13 protein-coding genes are annotated in these 17559 nt (G+C 73.2%); 6 read left to right on the top strand and 7 right to left on the bottom strand.

Going from position 1 to position 17559, the window contains the following annotated elements:
• Positions 1-87: 87 nt before the first annotated feature.
• Both AC08OX_RS03000 and AC08OX_RS02995 read right to left on the bottom strand, forming a co-directional pair.
• On the bottom strand, positions 88-1434 hold the full coding sequence (locus tag AC08OX_RS03000; RefSeq protein WP_476606388.1) for a M16 family metallopeptidase: 1347 nt from the start codon (positions 1432-1434) through the stop codon (positions 88-90).
• Complete coding sequence (locus AC08OX_RS02995; RefSeq protein ID WP_476606389.1) at positions 1431-2732, bottom strand: M16 family metallopeptidase; 1302 nt, start codon at positions 2730-2732, stop codon at positions 1431-1433. Before AC08OX_RS02995 ends, AC08OX_RS03000 begins: the two co-directional genes overlap by 4 nt.
• Positions 2733-2969: 237 nt before the next feature.
• Here AC08OX_RS02995 and AC08OX_RS02990 point away from each other — a divergent pair, with 237 nt between their 5' ends.
• Both AC08OX_RS02990 and AC08OX_RS02985 read left to right on the top strand, forming a co-directional pair.
• A complete protein-coding gene (locus tag AC08OX_RS02990; protein ID WP_476606387.1) occupies positions 2970-4328 on the top strand; it encodes a PucR-like N-terminal domain-containing protein in 1359 nt (452 codons plus the stop codon).
• 28 nt (positions 4329-4356) lie between these two features.
• On the top strand, positions 4357-5148 hold the full coding sequence (locus AC08OX_RS02985) for an endonuclease/exonuclease/phosphatase family protein (RefSeq protein WP_476606386.1): 792 nt from the start codon (positions 4357-4359) through the stop codon (positions 5146-5148).
• Here AC08OX_RS02985 and AC08OX_RS02980 read toward each other — a convergent pair.
• A complete protein-coding gene (locus AC08OX_RS02980; RefSeq protein WP_476606385.1) occupies positions 5106-8498 on the bottom strand; it encodes an ATP-dependent helicase in 3393 nt (1130 codons plus the stop codon). The two genes, AC08OX_RS02985 and AC08OX_RS02980, sit on opposite strands and share 43 nt — an antisense overlap.
• Positions 8495-11815 (bottom strand): ATP-dependent helicase, encoded by a 3321-nt coding sequence (locus AC08OX_RS02975; RefSeq protein ID WP_476606384.1) that lies wholly within the window; start codon positions 11813-11815, stop codon positions 8495-8497. Before AC08OX_RS02975 ends, AC08OX_RS02980 begins: the two co-directional genes overlap by 4 nt.
• Before the next feature lie 180 nt (positions 11816-11995).
• On the opposite strand from AC08OX_RS02975, the gene AC08OX_RS02970 reads away from it, so the two are divergent.
• A complete protein-coding gene (locus tag AC08OX_RS02970) occupies positions 11996-12742 on the top strand; it encodes an SDR family NAD(P)-dependent oxidoreductase (protein ID WP_035729824.1) in 747 nt (248 codons plus the stop codon).
• Positions 12743-12757: 15 nt separating this feature from the next.
• Here the strand turns inward: AC08OX_RS02970 and AC08OX_RS02965 are convergent, their stop codons facing one another.
• The gene (locus AC08OX_RS02965) at positions 12758-13144 is read right to left on the bottom strand and encodes an MGMT family protein (RefSeq protein WP_011438176.1); all 387 of its coding nucleotides are present in this window, start codon (positions 13142-13144) and stop codon (positions 12758-12760) included.
• 46 nt (positions 13145-13190) lie between these two features.
• Complete coding sequence (gene moeZ, locus AC08OX_RS02960) at positions 13191-14363, bottom strand: adenylyltransferase/sulfurtransferase MoeZ (protein ID WP_476606383.1); 1173 nt, start codon at positions 14361-14363, stop codon at positions 13191-13193.
• Positions 14364-14585: 222 nt separating this feature from the next.
• Here moeZ and AC08OX_RS02955 point away from each other — a divergent pair, with 222 nt between their 5' ends.
• Positions 14586-14759: a CsbD family protein gene (locus tag AC08OX_RS02955; protein WP_085014893.1), complete on the top strand. Its 174-nt coding sequence runs from the start codon at positions 14586-14588 to the stop codon at positions 14757-14759.
• A gap of 96 nt (positions 14760-14855) precedes the next feature.
• Here the strand turns inward: AC08OX_RS02955 and ku are convergent, their stop codons facing one another.
• Positions 14856-15986, bottom strand: coding sequence for a non-homologous end joining protein Ku (gene ku, locus AC08OX_RS02950; protein WP_476606382.1), 1131 nt, complete (start codon positions 15984-15986; stop codon positions 14856-14858).
• A gap of 430 nt (positions 15987-16416) precedes the next feature.
• On the opposite strand from ku, the gene AC08OX_RS02945 reads away from it, so the two are divergent.
• Together AC08OX_RS02945 and AC08OX_RS02940 are read left to right on the top strand one after the other, a co-directional pair.
• Positions 16417-16620, top strand: coding sequence for a hypothetical protein (locus AC08OX_RS02945; RefSeq protein WP_476606381.1), 204 nt, complete (start codon positions 16417-16419; stop codon positions 16618-16620).
• 146 nt (positions 16621-16766) lie between these two features.
• The gene (locus AC08OX_RS02940) at positions 16767-17456 is read left to right on the top strand and encodes a TetR/AcrR family transcriptional regulator (RefSeq protein ID WP_476606380.1); all 690 of its coding nucleotides are present in this window, start codon (positions 16767-16769) and stop codon (positions 17454-17456) included.
• The last annotated feature ends 103 nt before the right edge of the window (positions 17457-17559 follow it).

The raw sequence follows: 17559 nt of genomic DNA, 5'->3' as shown, positions 1-17559 counted from the left end.
GCCCCGCGCCCCCGCGTCCCACCTCCACCAGGCGCTGAGCACGCCCCGCCGGGACCGGGACCCCCGGGACCGGGACGGGCCCGGTGCTCAGGTCGCGACGATGCCTAGTGCCCCCACGGTCGCGGAAATCCTGGCCGCGTCCCCGACGAGCACCGTGATCAGCTTTGCCGGGGCAAGCAGGTCCGCCGACACCGCCTGGATGTCGCCCACGCCGACCTCGGCGAGGGCGCGCGGGTGATCACGCAGGTACTCGACCCCGATCCCGGCCCCGGCCAGCGCCGACAGCGTCGAGGCGAGACCGGCGGCGGTCGCGCTACCCAGTGCCAACGTGCCGACGGCGTATTGGCGGGCGGCGTCGAGCTCCTCCTCGCTGGGCGGTAGAACCGCCATCCGCCCGAGCTCGTAGAAGATCTCCAGCAACGCGGGCCCGGTCACCTCGGTGGCGACGTCCGCGGCGACGGTGAACCGTGACCCTGCCTGGTAGTGATCGATCGAGCTGCGCGGGGAGTAGGTGTAGCCCTTGTCCTCGCGGATGTTGTTGACCAGCCGGGAACTGAAGTAACCACCGAAGATGGTGCTCGCCAGCCGCTGCGCCGGGTATCCGGGCGCGGAACGGCCCAGGGCCGGTCCGCCCAGCCTGATGTTGGTCTGCACGGCACCCGGACGGTCGACGATGACGATCGGGCCGGTGGTGAGGGCTGGGACCGGCGGGACGGTCCGCGCGGGCCCGCCCGTCCAACCGCCGAGCGCGGCGGAGACCGCCGCGAGAGCACGCGGCGCCGGCACGTCCCCGACCAGGGTAAGGATCGCGCCGGCCGGGGAGATCAGTTCGGCGTGCAGGGCCCGTACGTCCTCGGGGCCGACCTGTCCGACGGTCTCCGGCTCGGCGATACCGGTGGCGTAGGGGTGGTCACCGAAGAGCCTGCCGAGCAGCGCCTCCCGGGCGATGACCGCGGGCTGGCTACAGGCGATCGCCGTGTCCTCGACAATCCGGTCGCGTTCGCCGGTGACCTCGTCGTCCGGGTAGGTGGCGCTGAGGAGCACCTCGGCCATGATTCCCAACAAGGGTTCGAGGTTCACCGCAAGGGCGGAACCGACGATGGCCAGCCGGTCGGCGTCAACCCCCGTCGACAACGATCCGCCCAGGCGCTGGACCTCGGTGGCCAGGCCCACCCGGTCGAAGCGGTGTGATCCGGTGAACAGCGTCTCCGCGAGCACCTCGGCCCGGGCCTGGTGCACGGCGCCGACGCCGGCGAAGGGGATCCGCAGCCGCACCTCGACCAGGGGCACACTGGCCCGCTCCACCACCAGCACCCGCAGACCGTTGTCGAGAGTGTGGTCGGTGACGGCCGGCAACTCCGCCGGGACGGTCGGGCGCACGGCCGGGATGACCGCCGCCCGGGTGGTCGTCGAGCTCAGCGCGCTGCCGCTCATGAGGCGGCGCCGGCACGCAGCTCCAGGACCGAGCGGCCCTGGTCGAGAAGCGCCCGGGCGGCCGCGGCGACGGCCTGCCCGGTCACCGCGGACAGTTCCGCGGGCAGTTCGTTCACCAACTCGGGACGTCCCCGTTGCAGCTCATGCACGGCCATGGCGAGTGCCCGTCCCAGCGCGTCGTCGGACTCACGCAGCAGCGAGGACGCCACCCGCGCCTGCACCCGCTCCAGCTCGCCGTCCGCCAGGCTCTCGCCCGCCAGCCGCGCCAGTTCCTCGTCGACGGCGGCGAGGACGGCGTCCGCGCTCGCGTCCTCGGACTGGCGGGCCTCCAGGGTCAGCAGCAGCGGGTCACGCTGCTCGAACGGATCCCCGAAGGTGCCGAGGTAGGTGCTCACACCGATGACCGAGCGATCCTTCTGCACCAGGCGGCGTTCGAGCCGGCTGGCGTCGCCGTCGCTGAGGATCTCGGTGAGCAGGTAGTAGGACAGGTAGGTGGACAGGTCGCCGATCGGATCGGGCACCCGGTAGCCGACCGCCAGGGCGGCGCGCGGCGCGAGCGGATCGGTCAGCACCGCCCGGCGCTCGGTACTCGGCACCGGCTCGGCGAAACTCACCCGCGTCGGCACCGAGCGGGCGGGGATGTCACCGAAGTACCGGTGGACGAAGGTGAGCGTCTCCTCCGGGTCGATGTCGCCGACGATGGTCAGCACGGCGTTGCCCGGTGCGTAGTACTTGTCGAAGAAGTCCTCGGCGTCGTCCAGGCCCGCGGCCTCGAGCTCGGAGAAATCCCCGTAGCCGTTGTGGGCGTTCGGAAAGGTGTCGAACGCGACCGGCGGCAGCTTGATCCAGGGAAATCCCCCGTAGGGGCGGTTCAGGACGTTGACCCGGATCTCCTCCTGCACCACGGCAATCTGGTTGTCCAGGTTCTGGCGGGTGATCTTCGGCGCCCGCATCCGGTCCGCCTCCAGGAACAGGGCCAGTTCGAGCGCCCCGGCCGGGAGCAACTCGAAATAGTCCGTGTAGTCCGGGTGCGTCGATCCGTTGAAGATTCCGCCGGCGGCCTGGACGTGCTTCGGATGCTCGGCCTTACCGACGTTCTCGCTGCCCTGGAACATCAGGTGCTCGAACAGGTGAGCGAATCCGGTACGGCCCTCGGGCTCGGATCGAAACCCGACGTCGTAGTGCACCGAGACGGCCACCACCGGCGCGGTGTGGTCAGGGGCGAGCAGCACGCGCAGGCCGTTACCGAGCCGGGTCCGCTCGATCGGATAGGAGGATGCCGGCAGGGCCGACTTCACCGCGGTGGACGCGGCCGGGCCGGGTTCTCTAGGCGGGGACACAGTTGCCAACGCTACTGCCCGGCGGGCCGCGCCGGTGGCGAAGAGGACGCCCATCCCAAGTCATGGCCACGGGGGCCCTGCCCTGCCCCGACCCGCTCGGGACCGATTCCGCCGGCCGTCGGCGACGACCACGGGCGGCCCCGCCCAGACGACGAGGTGCGGGAGATTGCGACTGTCGGGCGGCAAACTGTCCTCATGGGACAGTTTCCGGCCCGGCTGAGTGAGATCCTCGCTGCCGAGTTCGACGCTCTGGGTGAAGAGATTATCGCCGCGATCGCCCGGGAGGTTCCCGCCTACGCGCGCCCGCTGGAGGGCAAGTTCGGCCATGGGGTGCGCCGCGGAGTCGACGAGGCGTTGTTCCGCTTCCTCAGCCTGGTCGAGGCCGGTCCCCACTGCACTGTCGACCTCGCCGCCAGCCGGGAGGTTTATGTCCGTCTCGGCCGCGGCGAGGTGTACGCGGGACGGTCGTTGGACAACCTGCTGAGCGCCTACCGGGTGGGCGCCCGCGTCTCCTGGCGGCGCCTCGGGGAGGTTGCGGCCCGCCGCGGCGGGCTGGACGGCCCGGCGCTGGTGTCCCTCGCCGAGATGATGTTCGCCTACATCGACGGCATCTCCGCGGCCTCCGCCGAGGGCTACGCATCCGAGCAGTACACCGCGGCCGGTGAACTGGAGCGGCTATGGGACCGGCTGGGCGAGATGCTGCTGTCCGGCGCGACCGGCGGGGCGATCGCGCAGGTCGCCCGTTCCGGCAGCGTGCGGCTGCCCGGCCGGCTGGCCGCCGTGCTCGTCCCCGCCCCGACCGGCTCCGCGGCCACCCACCCGGCTGACGGCGAGGCCGACCACGAGGGCAACCATGAGGCCGACCACGAGGCCGACCCCTGGGCAGGCTCGCTCCCCTCCCGGTTGCCCTCGGGCTGCCCCAGCGCTGTGCAGGGGGGAGACATCTGGGTGTTCGTCGGCTCGACCGAGCGGGCGGCCACCCGGGCGGCACTGGCGAAACAGCTCGCCGGGCTCGCCGCGGTGGTGGGACCGGCCGTGCCGTGGGGTCAGGCGGCGGCGAGCGCGGCGCGGGCGAGGTTCGCCTGCGATGCCCGCAGCGCCGGGCGGCTTCGCGGTATCGCCGCGGCCGACCCCCTGTTCACCGACGAACATCTCAGCGCCCTGCTGCTGGCCAGCGACCCCGGGCTCATCACCGACCTCGCGTCCCGCCGGCTCGCCCCCCTTGACGGGCTGCCCGACCGGACCAGGGAACGGCTGGCCGAGACCCTCCTGTACTGGCTGACCCTGCGGGGGCAGCGCGGGCTGATCGCCGAGCGGTTGCACATCCATCCGCAGACCGTCCGCTACCGGGTCAACCAGCTTCGCGAGCTGTTCGGACCATGTCTGGAGGACCCTGACACCCGCTTCGATCTCGAACTGGTGCTGCGCGCCGGGGGCGCCGAGGACGTGGCCACCGACCCGGTGAGCGCCGCGGTCCGCGAGGACACGGACGAGGGCCGGGGCCCGGGCTCCCGCCGTCCCGCGGCGGTGCGGGGTCGGCCACCCGGGCCGTGACGGACCTCGCATCCGATACGGTCCAGGCGTGCGGCTGGGCTCCTTCAACATCATGCACGGCCTGTCGCTCACGGATGGGACGGTCGAGCCCGCCCGCTTCGCCGCGGCCGTCTCCGCTCTCGGCGTGGACGTCCTCGGGCTCCAGGAGGTCGATCTCGACCAGCCACGATCGGGTGGGCTGGACCTCGCCGCAGAGGCGGCGGCGATGATCGGAGCCGGCGACGACGACTGGCGGTTCGTCCCCACCGTCTTCGGCACGCCCGGCGTGGGCTGGCGGCCGGCTGACGGGCAGCGCCGGGACGACGAGCCGGCGTACGGCATCGCTCTGATCAGCCGGCTGCCCGTCCGTGAGTGGCGAGTGATCGACCTCGGCCGGGCGCCGGTGCGGTCCCCGATCGCGATACCGGGGGGGCCGGGCAGGCGGGGACGTCTGATCATGCTCGACGACGAGCCGCGGGCCGCGATCGCCGCGCGGGTGGAGTCGGCCGGGGGCCCGCTGACGGTGGTCAACACCCATCTGTCGTTCGTGCCGGGCTGGAACGCCGTGCAGCTGCGCCGGCTGGCCCGCCGGCTCGCGGACGTCCCGGGGCCGCTGGTCCTGCTGGGCGATCTGAACCTGCCCGGCCGGCTACCGGCCGCGCTCACCCGCTGGCGCCGGTTGGCGGTGACGCCCACCTACCCCGCGCACTCCCCGCGGGTGCAGCTCGACCATGTGCTGGCCCGCGGGCCGGTAGGCAGGATCATCGCCGTGCAGGCCCGCCGCGTGCCCATCTCGGATCACCTGGCGCTGTCCGTCGACCTCGCCGACCCGCGGGCCTGACCCGCGGCGGGCCCGGTGCTCGGACTCGCGAGCAGGTCGGCGAGCTCCTCCTCGGACAACGTCGGGGGCCGGACAACGGCGCCGGTACGCACGTACAGGAAGGCGGCGTCGACCGCACTCAGGTCGACGCCCCGCAGGCGGGCCCAGGCCAGCCGATAGATCCCGAGCTGAAGATCGTCGGCATCGGACCGGCCGGTCTTCCAATCGACCACCTCCCATCGACCGCCGCCGAGGTCGTAGACAGCGTCGATGCGACCGCGCACGATCCGCCCGGCGAGGCGGAGCTCGAAGGGTGCCTCGATCGCGAACGGCCGCCGGGCACCGTACGCGGTACGCAGAAACGCCTGCTGCAGCGAGCGCAGATCGTCGTCGGTGAGCTCCGCGTCGGCCGCGCCGGGCAGATCCTCGGTGTCGATCAGTGCACGGTAGTCGAAAATCTCCTCAACCCAGGCGTGGAACCGGGTACCGCGACGGGCCGCGGCCACCGGACGGCGCGGCAGCGGCCGGACCAGCTCCCGGGCGAACGCCTCCGGGTCCGCACGCAGCCGGACGATCTGGGACGCGGTGAGGCTCGCCGGCAGGGCGACATCGGTCCGCGCGAGGCGTGCCGCGCGTTCTTCGGCGAGCAGCAGCCGGGCCTCCCGGTCGAGCTCGGCGAGCAGGGCGCGCTCGGCCGCCGTCATCCCGGCCGGACCGTCGACGAACGGTTCCCCGGCCGGTTCCACCGACGCCCCCGGTACGCTCAGCGCGGCCAGCCGCGCCACGACCCCCTCGGCCGCGGCGAGGCGCCGGGCGTACGGCTCCGGCTCGTAGGGGATCGGCCAGGCGAACCGTTCCGGCGTCGCCAGCGCCGGGTTGGTACGCTCCGCCGGCTCCGGCGCCCAGACATCGACCAGCCCACCGCCGGTGCGGGCGTGCTCGGCGAGCTCGTCGAGGAACACCGAGGCACCGCGTGGGGTCTTCTGGGTGGGCCCCCACCAGTGCCCGCTCGCGAACAGCAGCGACTTCGCCCGGGTGACCGCGACGTAGGCGAGCCGGCGTTCCTCCCGCTCGGCGTACTGACGGGCATCGGCCCGGAAGGCGTCCAGGGCGGCCTTCTCGGCGCAGACCGTGAACGCCGGCAGATCGCCGGCGTCGCCGCGCAGCGGGATCGGCAGCACGCCCGGCGAGGTGGTCCACTGGTCGCGCACGGTCAGGTCGGGGAACACCTTGCTGGTCAGGTTTGGGACGGCGACGACCTCCCATTCCAGGCCCTTGGAGCGATGCATTGTCATCAGGGCGATCGCGTCGGCCCCGGACGGGCCGGCGACGTCGAGACCCCGCTCGTGCTCCCGCGCCGCCCGGAGGAATCCGAGGAACGCGGGCAGGGAGTTCGTGCCGTCGGGATCGGTGAAGCCCGCGGCCACCTCCAGGAAGGCCGCGACGTTCTCCTGGCGCCGGGCCCGCACCGCCACCTCGGTCGCCGTGAGCTCCACGTCCAGCCCGATCGTCGCGACCACCCGGTGCAGCAGGTCGAGCAGGCCCTCGCCGACGTGCCCACGCAGCGCGGCGATCTCGGCGGCAAGCCGACGCACCCGGGCGCGCCCCGGCGCGGACATCTGCGGCCCGGGGTCGTCGAGGACGTCCGACAGGGCGACGACGTCGGCGGGGTCGACGTCGGCGACCGCCTCGGCAAGTGGATCGGACCGTCCCGGCAGGTCCGGATCGCCGACCGGCTCCGGGACCCGCGCCGCCTCACGCGCGTGGCGGCCGAGCGCGGCGAGATCCCGGGGGCCGAGCCGCACCCGCGGCCCTGTGAGCAGCCGAACGAGCGCGGCGTTCGCCGTCGGCGAGTCGAGCACCTCCAGCATGGCCACGATCTCGGCGACCTCCGGGACGATGAGCAGCCCGGTCAGCCCGACGACCTCGACGGGCAGCCCGGCCGCCTGCATCGCGGTAAACAGCGCGGGGATGTCGCCACGGGCCCGGACCAGCACGGCGATGTCGCCGGGAGCGGTGCCGGCGTCGACCACCCGGCGGAGCTGGCCGGCGATCCAGGCCACCTCGTCGGCCCAGCTGACGTGCAACGCGACCACCGCCTCGCCCTGGTCAGCCACGTCGGGCCGCGGGCGGAGCTCGACGACGCGGTGACGGGCCCGCAGCTGTGCGGCGACGGTGTTGGCGAAGCGGAGCAGCCTGCCGCCGCTGCGCTGGTTCACCGACAGTTCGTAGACGGCCGCGGGCGTGCCGTCGGCCCCGGGGAAGTGCGTGGGGAAGTGGTCGAGGTTCGCCACCGACGCCCCGCGCCAGCCGTAGATCGCCTGGCAGGGGTCGCCGACGGCGGTGACCGGATGCCCGCCGCCGAACAGGCCGGTGAGCATCCGCCGCTGGGCCACCGAGGTGTCCTGGTACTCGTCGAGCAGGACGACAGCGGCCCGCGCCCGCTCGGCCCGACCGACCTCCGGCATGGTCTCGGCGAGCCTCGCGGCACAGGTGACCTGGTCACCAAAGTCCAGGACGTCGCGTTCCCGCCGGGCCGCCCGGTACTCCGCCACCAGGGCGGCCAGCTCCCGGCGCCCCCGGGCGGCGGCCGAGCAGCGGCGTAGCTCCCGGCGGACGCCCCGGGTGCCCCGCCGCTGCTCGGCGCGCCGCAGCGCCGCGTCGATCTCGGCGAGCAGCGCGCCGTCGAACGCGACGAGGTCCGCCGGATCGACCAGGTGCTCGCTCATCTCGGCGTCCAGCGCGACGAGCTCGCCGACGAGCGCGCCCAGCGAACGTGTCAGCGCCTCCACCTTCCCGCCGTGGGAGCGGGCGACCCGGGCGGCGAGCTGGTAGCGGGCCGCGCCGGAGATCAGCTGGAGGTCCGGCTCCAGCCCCAGCCGCAGGGCGTTGTCGACGACCAGCCGCCCGGCGAAGGCATGGTAGGTGGCGACGGTCGGCTCCCCATCCACCTCGCCGTCCGCGGCCGGTCCACCCGGGCCCGCCCCGGCCGACGCCTTGCGCAACGCCAGCCGCACCCGACCGGACAGCTCCGCCGCTGCCTTCGTCGTAAAGGTCAGTCCGAGCACCTGGTCGGGCCGCACCTGCCTGGTGGCGACGAGCCAGACCACCCGCGCGGCCATCACCGAGGTCTTGCCGGATCCCGCGCCCGCGATGATGATCCCCGGTTCGAGCGGAGCAGTGGCCGCGGCGATCTGCTCGTCGGTATACGGGACCTCCAGCAGGTCGCGCAGGTCATCCGGGTCGAGCCGGGGAGCGGCGACGCCGCCCGCCGGGTCACCGTCGACGTCGCCGTCGAAACCGGGCAGGAACGGCTGGCGGGGAATCGTCACGTGGACACCCGCGCCCGGCTGCTCCACCTGCGGGTTCACTCGACCACCTGACGTCCCTCGGGCCGCGCGGGGCAGCTCGTCTGGAAGGTGCACAGCGTGCAGTGGTCGCCGGGCGTCGGCCGGAACGCCTCGGCGTCGATGGTGCGCACCGCCGCGTCGAGCACCTCGTCCATCCAGGTCACGCCGTCGGGAGGCAGCGCACTCTGGGCCTGAACCTCCGGCGGGCCAGGCCGCTCCCCCGGCAGCCGCGGACCGGCCGCCGCAGCGCCGGCATCCCGCCGGAGCTGCACGAGCTCCGCCCCGCCGGGCACCGCCCGGGGCTGATCCGCCCCGGGCTGATCCGGCGCCGCGGCCGCGAGCACATCGTCGAGCGCGCCGGCCCGCACGGCGAGCTGATAGCTGCCCAACTGGGGGTGGGTGGCGAGCTCGGCGGGAGCGACCGCGGTCCGACCGGTCTTGAAGTCTATGACGTGGACCCGGCCGGCCCCGTCCAGTTCGAGCCGGTCGATGAATCCGCGCAGCTGGACGTCCCGCCCGGCGACCCGTAGGTCGCAGGAGAACCTGACCTCCGCGTCGATCACGCGCCGACCGCGCTCGGCGGCGTGCCAGTCCAGGAAGCGGGCGAGCGCCTCGCGGGCGGCCGCACGCTCCTGATCGGAGCGCCAGCGGGCGTCGAAGTCCAACTGCTGCCACACCGTGTCCAGCCGGGCGTCGAGCGCGGCGAGATCGGCCGGGGTCCGCCCGGTCGTGACCTCGTCCGCCAGGGCGTGCACCACCTTGCCGAATCCCTGCGCGGTCGAGGCCGGGGTGACCGCGTACGCCTCGTGCTCGAGGAACCACCGCAGAGAACAGGCGCCGATGCTCGACAGCGAGGAGCCGGACAGCCGGATCGGCCCGGCCACCGGGACGACAGGAACATCCGACGTGGTGGGGTCGAGCAGCCCCCACCAGGTGTCCGGGTGCGCGGCCGGCACCAGGGGCCGGCCCGCCTGGTCCCGTGCGGCGGCGAGCGCGGCGAGGCGGGCCTGCGCGGCGGAGCGCATCACCGGGCTTGAGCCCGGTTCCGTCGCCAGCCGGCGCAGGGTCGCGACCAGGCCGACCAGGGTGAGCGGCCGGGCTGGGCGACCGGGCACGTGCTCCACCGCTACCCCCAGTTCCTCAAGGAAGCGGCTCGGCAGGCTGCCGTCGTCCTCGGGGCTGTTCACCGCGGTGACGACCAGCCGGCGCCGCGCCCTGGTCAGGGCGACGTAGAACAGCCGACGTTCATCGGCGAGCAGGTCCTGGCGGGTCAGCGGCGGGCGCAACCCGCCCCGGGACGGCGCGTCGAGCTGCTCCGCACCGAGCAGCGAATGCCGCTCCCGCAGGTCGGGCCAGGTGCCGTCCTGCACTCCGCAGACGACGACGACCTCCCATTCGAGCCCCTTGGCGCGATGGGCGGTCAGCAGCCGCACCCCGCGGCGGCGCACGGACTCCCCGGCCGGCTTGAGGACGTCCCCGGCGATCTGCTGGCGGGTGAGCTCCGCGACCAGGGACGCGACGCCACCGCCCGGCCCACGCCGCTGGCCCAGCCGGGTGACGGCATCGAAGAGCGCCACGACGGCGTCGAGGTCACGGTCGGCCGCGCGCCCGGCAGCGCCCCCGGCCGCCGAGGCATGTCGCAGCCGCGCCGGCCACTCGCTCGCCGACCACAGCGCCCACAGAGCGTCCTGCGGGGCGCCCGAGGAGTCCCGCAACGCCTGACCGGCCGTCCGCAGCAGACCGCCGACCCGCCGGACCGGACCGGCCAGGTCGTCGGGGATCGTCGCCAGCCAGTGGTCGGGCTCGGCGACCGCCGCCCGCAACAGCTCCGCCGACGGCGCCGGATGCTCGGCCCCCGCGTCGCGCTCGAAGGTGCGCAGAGCCCGGCCCAGCGCCCGCAGCCCGGCCGGGTCCGCTCCACCGAGCGGCGAGGTGAGCAGGGTGCGCGCCGCGTCGACGGTTAGCGCCCCGGCCGGATCCTCCGCGCAGCGCAGCGCCAGCAGGAGCAGGGCGGCGGCCGGCTCCTGGGCGACCGGCAGGTCGTCACCGTCGGCGCTGACCGGAACGCCGGCGGCGGCCAGCACGCGGCGCAACCGGCCGATCCGCTCGGCCGTGCGGACCAGGACCGCCATCGCGTCCCAGGCGACGCCGTTCTCCAGATGTTCGCGACGGAGCAGGTCGGCCACCGACTCGGCCTCCGCGCCGGTGCCCGGAAACGTGCGGGCCTGCACCTGGCCCGCCCCGGCGTCGGCGCGCCCGACGAGGTCGCGGTGTGCCCGGATCGCAGCCACCGGAAGCCCGGCGGCCGGGATCCGCCGGGCCACGTGCCGGCTCGCCGCCAGCGGGGCCGGGGCCATCCGCCGACAGCGCCGCAGCGCGACAATCGGCGCCGGCTCGCCGTCGAGGCGGGGGAACCGGGCCGGGAAGCCCAGCAGGCCGGCGACCTCGGCCCCCCGGAAGGCGTAGATCGACTGGTCCGGGTCGCCCAGCACGACGAGGTTGCCACCACCACCGGCCACCGCCCCCAGCAGGCGTTCCTGAGCCGGATCGGTGTCCTGGTACTCGTCGACGAAGACGTGCCGGTAGCGCCCACGCAGCCAGGCGCCCCCCTCGGCACTCTCGGCGACGACCACGGCCCGGTGGACGAGATCGGTGTAGTCGACCGCCCCCTCGAATCCGAACACGTCGAGGTACATCTCGTAGAACTCGGCGAGGGCGGCCCAGTCCGGGCGGCCGGTACGCCGAGCGAGCTGCGCCAGCGCGACCGGTTCGAGCCCGACCTCGCGGGCGCGGGCCAGCAGCGCCCGCACCTCCTCGGTGAAACCGCGGGTGCGCAGGCAACCCACGAGCGGCTCGGGCCAGACCGGCCGGCCGTCCTCGCGGGAACCCTCGATGAGATCGCGCAGCCGACTGTCCTGCTCCGGGCCGGACAGCAGCCGGAGCCCGCCCGGCGGGGCCGGCCGCTCGTGCGCGCGCAGCAGCGCCAGGCACCAGGCGTGGAACGTCCACGCCCCGGGACCTCCGCCGGCCCCGCCCTCGGCACCGAGCCGTGCGGTGATCCGCTCCCGCAGCTCTCCGGCGGCTCGCCGGCTGAAGGTGAGGACCAGGATCGACCGCGGATCCGTCCCGGCTTCGATCCGCGCGGCGACCGCCTCGACGAGCGTGGCCGTCTTCCCGGTGCCGGGCCCGGCGAGCACCAGCAGCGGCCCGACGCCGTGCTCGACCACCGCGCGCTGCGCCGCATCCAGGACGAGCGGACGCGGCGGCGCGACCGGGGCGGCGATCAGCCGGTAGCCGGGGCGCGGGGCGGTGGGGGCGGGGGCAGGAAGGACGACCACGGGCAAAGCACATCACGTGGGTCCGACAACCCAGCCAACCCCGCCGGCTCCGCGGCGGGTCGGCGTCCGTAGCGCGGCAGCGATGGGACCGCGGTGTGGCGACGACCGGGACACTCGACGACCGGGACACTCGGGGGGCCTCTCACGCGTGCGCGTCAGGACGTGGCAGTGTCCTTAGTCATGACCGAGTGCAGCGACAAGGTCGCGCTCCTGACCGGAGCGGGATCCGGCATCGGTGCCGCCTGCGCCCGCCGACTGGCGAGGGCGGGCGCCCGGGTCGTCGCCACCGACCTCGACGCGCACACTGTCAAGGAGGTGGTGGCGACGATCGAGGACGGTGGCGGGGAGGCGCTCGCTCTGGAGGCGGACGTCACCGATCCCGATTCGCTCGAACGCGCCGTCCAGGTCACCGTCGGCACCTTCGGACGGCTGGACCTGGCGGTGAACAACGCGGGAGTGAGCGCGGGGCGCGAGCCGGTGGAGACCACCCCGGCGCAGGACTGGCAGCGGGTGCTGGACGTCAACCTCTCCGGCGTCTTCTACAGCATGCGGGCCGAGATCACGGCGATGTTGCGCGGCGACGGAGGCTCGATCGTCAACATGGCCTCGGTGCTCGGGGTGGTCGGGTTCGCCGGGTCGGCGCCCTACGTCGCCGCGAAGCACGGGGTCATCGGGCTGACCAAGACGGCCGCCCTGGACTACGCCACCCGCGGCATCCGAGTGAACGCGGTGGCGCCGGGCTTCGTGGACACCCCGCTGCTGCATGTCGACGGCCGGCCGCGGCGCGGAGCCGCGCTGTTCTCGCCGATCAACCGGCTGGGCACGGTCGACGAGGTGGCCGAGGTCGTCGTCTTCCTGCTGTCCGACCGGGCCTCCCTGGTCACGGGCAGCGTCTATCTGGCCGACGGCGGCATGGCCGCCCGCTGACCGGGCCCGCGGCGGTCAGGCCGGAGAACCGTCCCACCGGGCCGCGGCGAGATCGACCTGGTCGCCTCCGGGGCGCAGCGGCGTCCGGTCGGCGACGAGCCGGCGCAGGGCCTCGACCGGTGCGGCCGGGTTCGGTTCCCCGGTCGCCCGGATCACCCGGTGCCAGGGCACCTCGTCGCCGAATCGGGACAGCACGGCTCCAACCGTGCGCCCCGACCCGGCGCCGACGTACTCGGCCACGTCGCCATAGGTCATCACCCTGCCCGGCGGGATGCGCGCCACCGCATCCAGCACCTCAAGGGCGTGCGGACCCGGCGCGCCGCCGAGCGAGATCCGGGTACCGAGCCCGGCGGAGACACTCGCCGGCGGCGCATCACGCCGGGCCCGCGGCCTGGGGCTCATCCGGGCTCCGTGGGACTCGTCCGGGCTCCGTGGGACTCGTCCGGGCTCAGTAGACCGGCAGCGACTTGTCGACCTGGATCGCCCACGCGGTCACGCCACCCTGGACGTGCACGGCAGAGGAGAAGCCGGCGCCCTTCAGCGTGGCGAGCGCGTCGGCCGAGCGCACCCCGGACTTGCAGTAGACGACCACCCGACGGTGCTGCGGCAGTTCGGAGAGATGCGCGGGCAGGTCCCCCTTGGGGATCAGGCGCGCGCCGGGGATCCGGACGATCTCCCACTCGGCCGGCTCACGGACGTCGACGAGCTCGATCGGCTCGCCGGCATCCAGCCAGCTCTTGAGCTCGCCCGCAGTGATCGTCGAGCCGGCGGCGGCTAACTGCGCCTCCTCCGAGACCGCCCCGCAGAACGCCTCGTAGTCGATCAGCTCGGTGATCGTCGGGTTCTTCCCGCACAACGGGCACTCCGGGTCCTTGCGGACCTTGATCAACCGATAGGTCATCTCCAGGGCGTCATACACCATCAGCCGACCGACCAGTGGATCACCGGCCCCGGTCAGCACCTTGATGGCCTCGGTGGTCTGGATGGAGGCAATGGAGGCGCACAGCACACCCAGCACCCCGCCCTCGGCGCAGGAGGGGACCATGCCGGGAGGCGGCGGCTCCGGGTAGAGGCAGCGGTAGCACGGTCCGTGCTCGGCCCAGAAGACGCTGGCCTGACCGTCGAAGCGGTAGATCGAACCCCAGACGTAGGGCTTGCCGAGCAGCACCGCGGCGTCGTTGACCAGGTAACGGGTGGCGAAGTTGTCCGTGCCGTCGACGATGAGGTCGTACCCGCTGAAGATCTCCATGACGTTGGAGGCGTCCAGCCGGGTCTCGTGCAGGACGACGTTCACGTACGGGTTGATGTTGCGAACCGAGGCGCGGGCCGACTCCGCCTTCGAGCGGCCGACGTCGGACTGACCGTGGATGATCTGACGCTGCAGGTTCGACTCGTCAACGGTGTCGAACTCGACGATGCCTAGCGTCCCGACGCCGGCGGCGGCCAGGTACATCAGCGTCGGCGAGCCGAGGCCACCGGCACCGACCGCCAGCACCCTGGCGTTCTTCAGCCGCTTCTGGCCGTCCATGGCGACATCCGGAATGATCAGATGCCGAGAGTACCGGCGGATCTCGTCGACGGTCAGCCCCTCGGCGGGGTCGACCAGGGGCGGAAGGGACACGCTTGCTCCTTGCGTTCGGTGTCGTCCTTCGACGATGCCACAGCGCGACGCGGCGTCGCCGGATTTGGGCCATCCGCCGGGAGGTCCCTCATCACGGGTACACGTCGGACATCGCGACGGCCGGCCCTCTGGTGCAGCGCACGGCGCCCCCGGAGTGTTCCCGCGGCTGCCACGGGTAGACCTCTTCCGACCCACCGCACATACAGTGAGGAGTTGAGTGCAGTGTCCTTCACTGACAAGGTCAGGAACAAGATGCGGGAGCTCCGCGGGCGGACCAAGGAACAGGCCGGCAAGGCCACCGAGAACCGGGACCTGCAGGCGGAGGGCCGGGGAGAACGCGGCGTCGCCGACCTCAAGAACGCCGGGGAGAAGGCGAAGGAGGCCTTCCGTCACTAACCGCCTTCTGTCGTTGACCGCTTTCCGTCACTGACCACCCGGTATCCACCGGCCCCCGGCTCCACCGGCCCCCGGCTCCCGCGCCAGGACCGCTCCTCAGGCGGATCGCCGCGTCGGGGGCGTCTTCGAGGTCGGCGTCCTCGAGGCCGACCTCGAGGAGGCGGCCTTGGCCGCGGAGGTCTTGGCCGCGGAGGTCTTGGCGGGCGACGTCTTCGTGGCGGCGTTCGTCTTCGCGGTGCTCTTCGTCGAGGACGGCGTCTTCCGGGCGGTCGACCGCGTGCCCGGGGCCGACGAGGCACCCTTGACCGAGGAGGTACGGCCGCCCCGCCGTCCATCGGACGCCTTGTCGTCGGACGCCTTGTCGTCGGGCCCCTTGTCGGTGACCCCGGCAGCCGCGGGCCCCGCGTCACCACCTGCCACGGCCGCACCACCTGCCACGGCCGCTTCGCCGGGCCGTTCAGCGCGGGCGGCGGCTATGCTCGCGCGCAGCGCCGCCATGAGGTCGCCGACCGCCTCACCAGCCGACCCGCCCGGCGAGGCCACAACCTCGCGGCCGGCGACCTTCGCGTCGATCACGGCCTGCAGGGCCTCACGGTAGTTGTCGGTGTACCTGGTGGGGTCGAAGTCGGCTGCCAGGGTGTGGATGAGCGAGGCAGCCACCGACAGCTCCTGCGGGCGCACCGCGACGTCCTCCTCGAGGAACGGAAAGTCCGGTTGCCGCACCTCGTCCGGCCAGACCATGGTCTCCAGGACGAAGACGCCGCCGCGCACCCGGAGCGTCGCGAGCTGCTCGCGTTGCCGCAGGGCTATCTTCACCAACGCGACACGGCCCGATGCGGCCAGCGCGTCACGAAGAAGAACGTAGGGTTTGGCGCCGGTGCGGTCGGGCTCGACGTAGTAGCTCTTCGCGAAGTAGATCGGGTCGACCTGCTCCAACGGGACGAACTCCAGCACGTCGATCGCCCGGGAGGTGGACAGCGGGAGATTCGCGAAGTCCTCGTCGGTGAGTACGACGGTCTCCCCGTCCGGCAGCTCGTAGCCCTTGGCAATGTCGGCGTAGTTGACCTCGTCCCCGTCGGCCTCCGCCACTCTCCGGTATCGGATACGAGACCCATCCGACCGTCTAACCTGGTGAAACGCGACATCCCGTTCCTGGGTCGCCGAGTAGAGCCTCACCGGGATGGACACCAGGCCGAAGGAGATCACGCCCTTCCAGGTCGCACGCATGTTCGCCCCTCACGTCACGTACCCCTATGGTGTCCCACCGGAAGCCCACGAGTAAGCCAGACAGGCGAAAAGCTTGAACCTATCAACAGGTGAAGATCTCCAGGACGCCAGCCGCCCTGGAGACACACCGGAGAACACCGACGACCGGCGGGGGATAGGCGGGGGATATATGTGCAGGAGGGCGGAACGTACCCAGGACGGGAAGCCTGGTGCGAGCGGGACACGGAGCCGGGAACGGCGCGGGAGCGGGGAGTGGGATGAGTGACGGACGCCACCGCCACGTCCGTGACGAGGCCGGCCCGGCCGATGGCGCGTGAGGGCCACCCGTTCCGGGCACATCGCGATCCGGACCCCGGACAGGTTCGGATCGTCCATTTCCGGCGCCCGCCCCAGCGGGTCGCCATAACGATGAGCGCAGGAGGACGTCCCCATGGGAGCACCCACCGACCTTCCGGCATCCGATCTTCCGATCGAGGCGCCCGGCGCCGACGCCGTCGAGCAGGCCCGGGAGATACGTCCGGCCGGCCCGGCGCTGCGCTGGCTACCTTCGGCGCCACCCGTCGAGGCCGACGAGTACGACGTCGTCGAGCAGAGCATCGTGGTCGAGACCGACGAGGACGACGACTACCGCTGACCCGACTACCAGCGACCCGGCGCCACCCCGCGCGAGCGACAAGCAGGCCGGCTGGTTTCGTTTCGACGAACGCCAGCCGGTCGGACCCCGCGGGTACTGTTGACCGCATCAACCAGGAGGTGCGCCATCAGCCAGGAGGTGCGCCGGTGACCGCCGAGCCAGCCCCGCCCGACGCACGACCGGGCAGGGCTCCCCGGCTCCCCCGCACCGCGCGCCGCTTCCAGCTTCTGGGAGCCGCCCGCGAGGTCTTCGTCGCCCAGGGCTACCACGCAGCGGCGATGGACGAGATCGCCGAGCGGGCCGGCGTCAGCAAACCGGTGCTGTACCAGCACTTCCCCGGCAAGCTCGAACTCTATCTCGCGCTGCTCGACGAGCACGCCACCCAGCTGGTGACGAGCGTCCAGGACGCGCTCGCCTCCACCTCGGACAACCACGCGCGCATCGCCCGGTCCATCCGAGCGTACTTCGACTTCGTCAACGACCCCTCTGGGGCACACCAGCTCGTGCTGGAGTCGGACCTGCGCAACGAGCCCGCGGTCCGCCAGCGCATCGAGACCGCCTTCGCCCAGTGCGTGCGGGCCATCGCCGCGACGATCGTCGCCGACACCGGGCTGCCCCAGGACGAGGCCGACCTGCTCGCGGTCGGGCTGGTTGGGCTGGCCGAGACGGCGTCGCGCTGGTGGCTGGTCCGCGGTGCCACCGTGGAAAAGGAACGGGCCATCGAGTCGATGGTGGAGCTGGCCTGGCGCGGCATCGGCGGCTACCCCCGCCAGGAGCACCGGGATGCCGCGCGCACGAACACGGAGCCGCACAAGGAGGTCCCCCCCGCCGGCTGACGTCGTCCGGCGCACCAGGTGTAACGGGCGCACCGGGCAAGCGTTTGCCGGGTGCGCGGATGTGCCCGGAGCGAACACGCCGCCCCTGCCGCGGTGGAGAAGT

The organism is Frankia sp. CoBUL1 (genome assembly GCF_978021245.1).
This window is presented reverse-complemented; position numbering and strand designations above follow the sequence as displayed.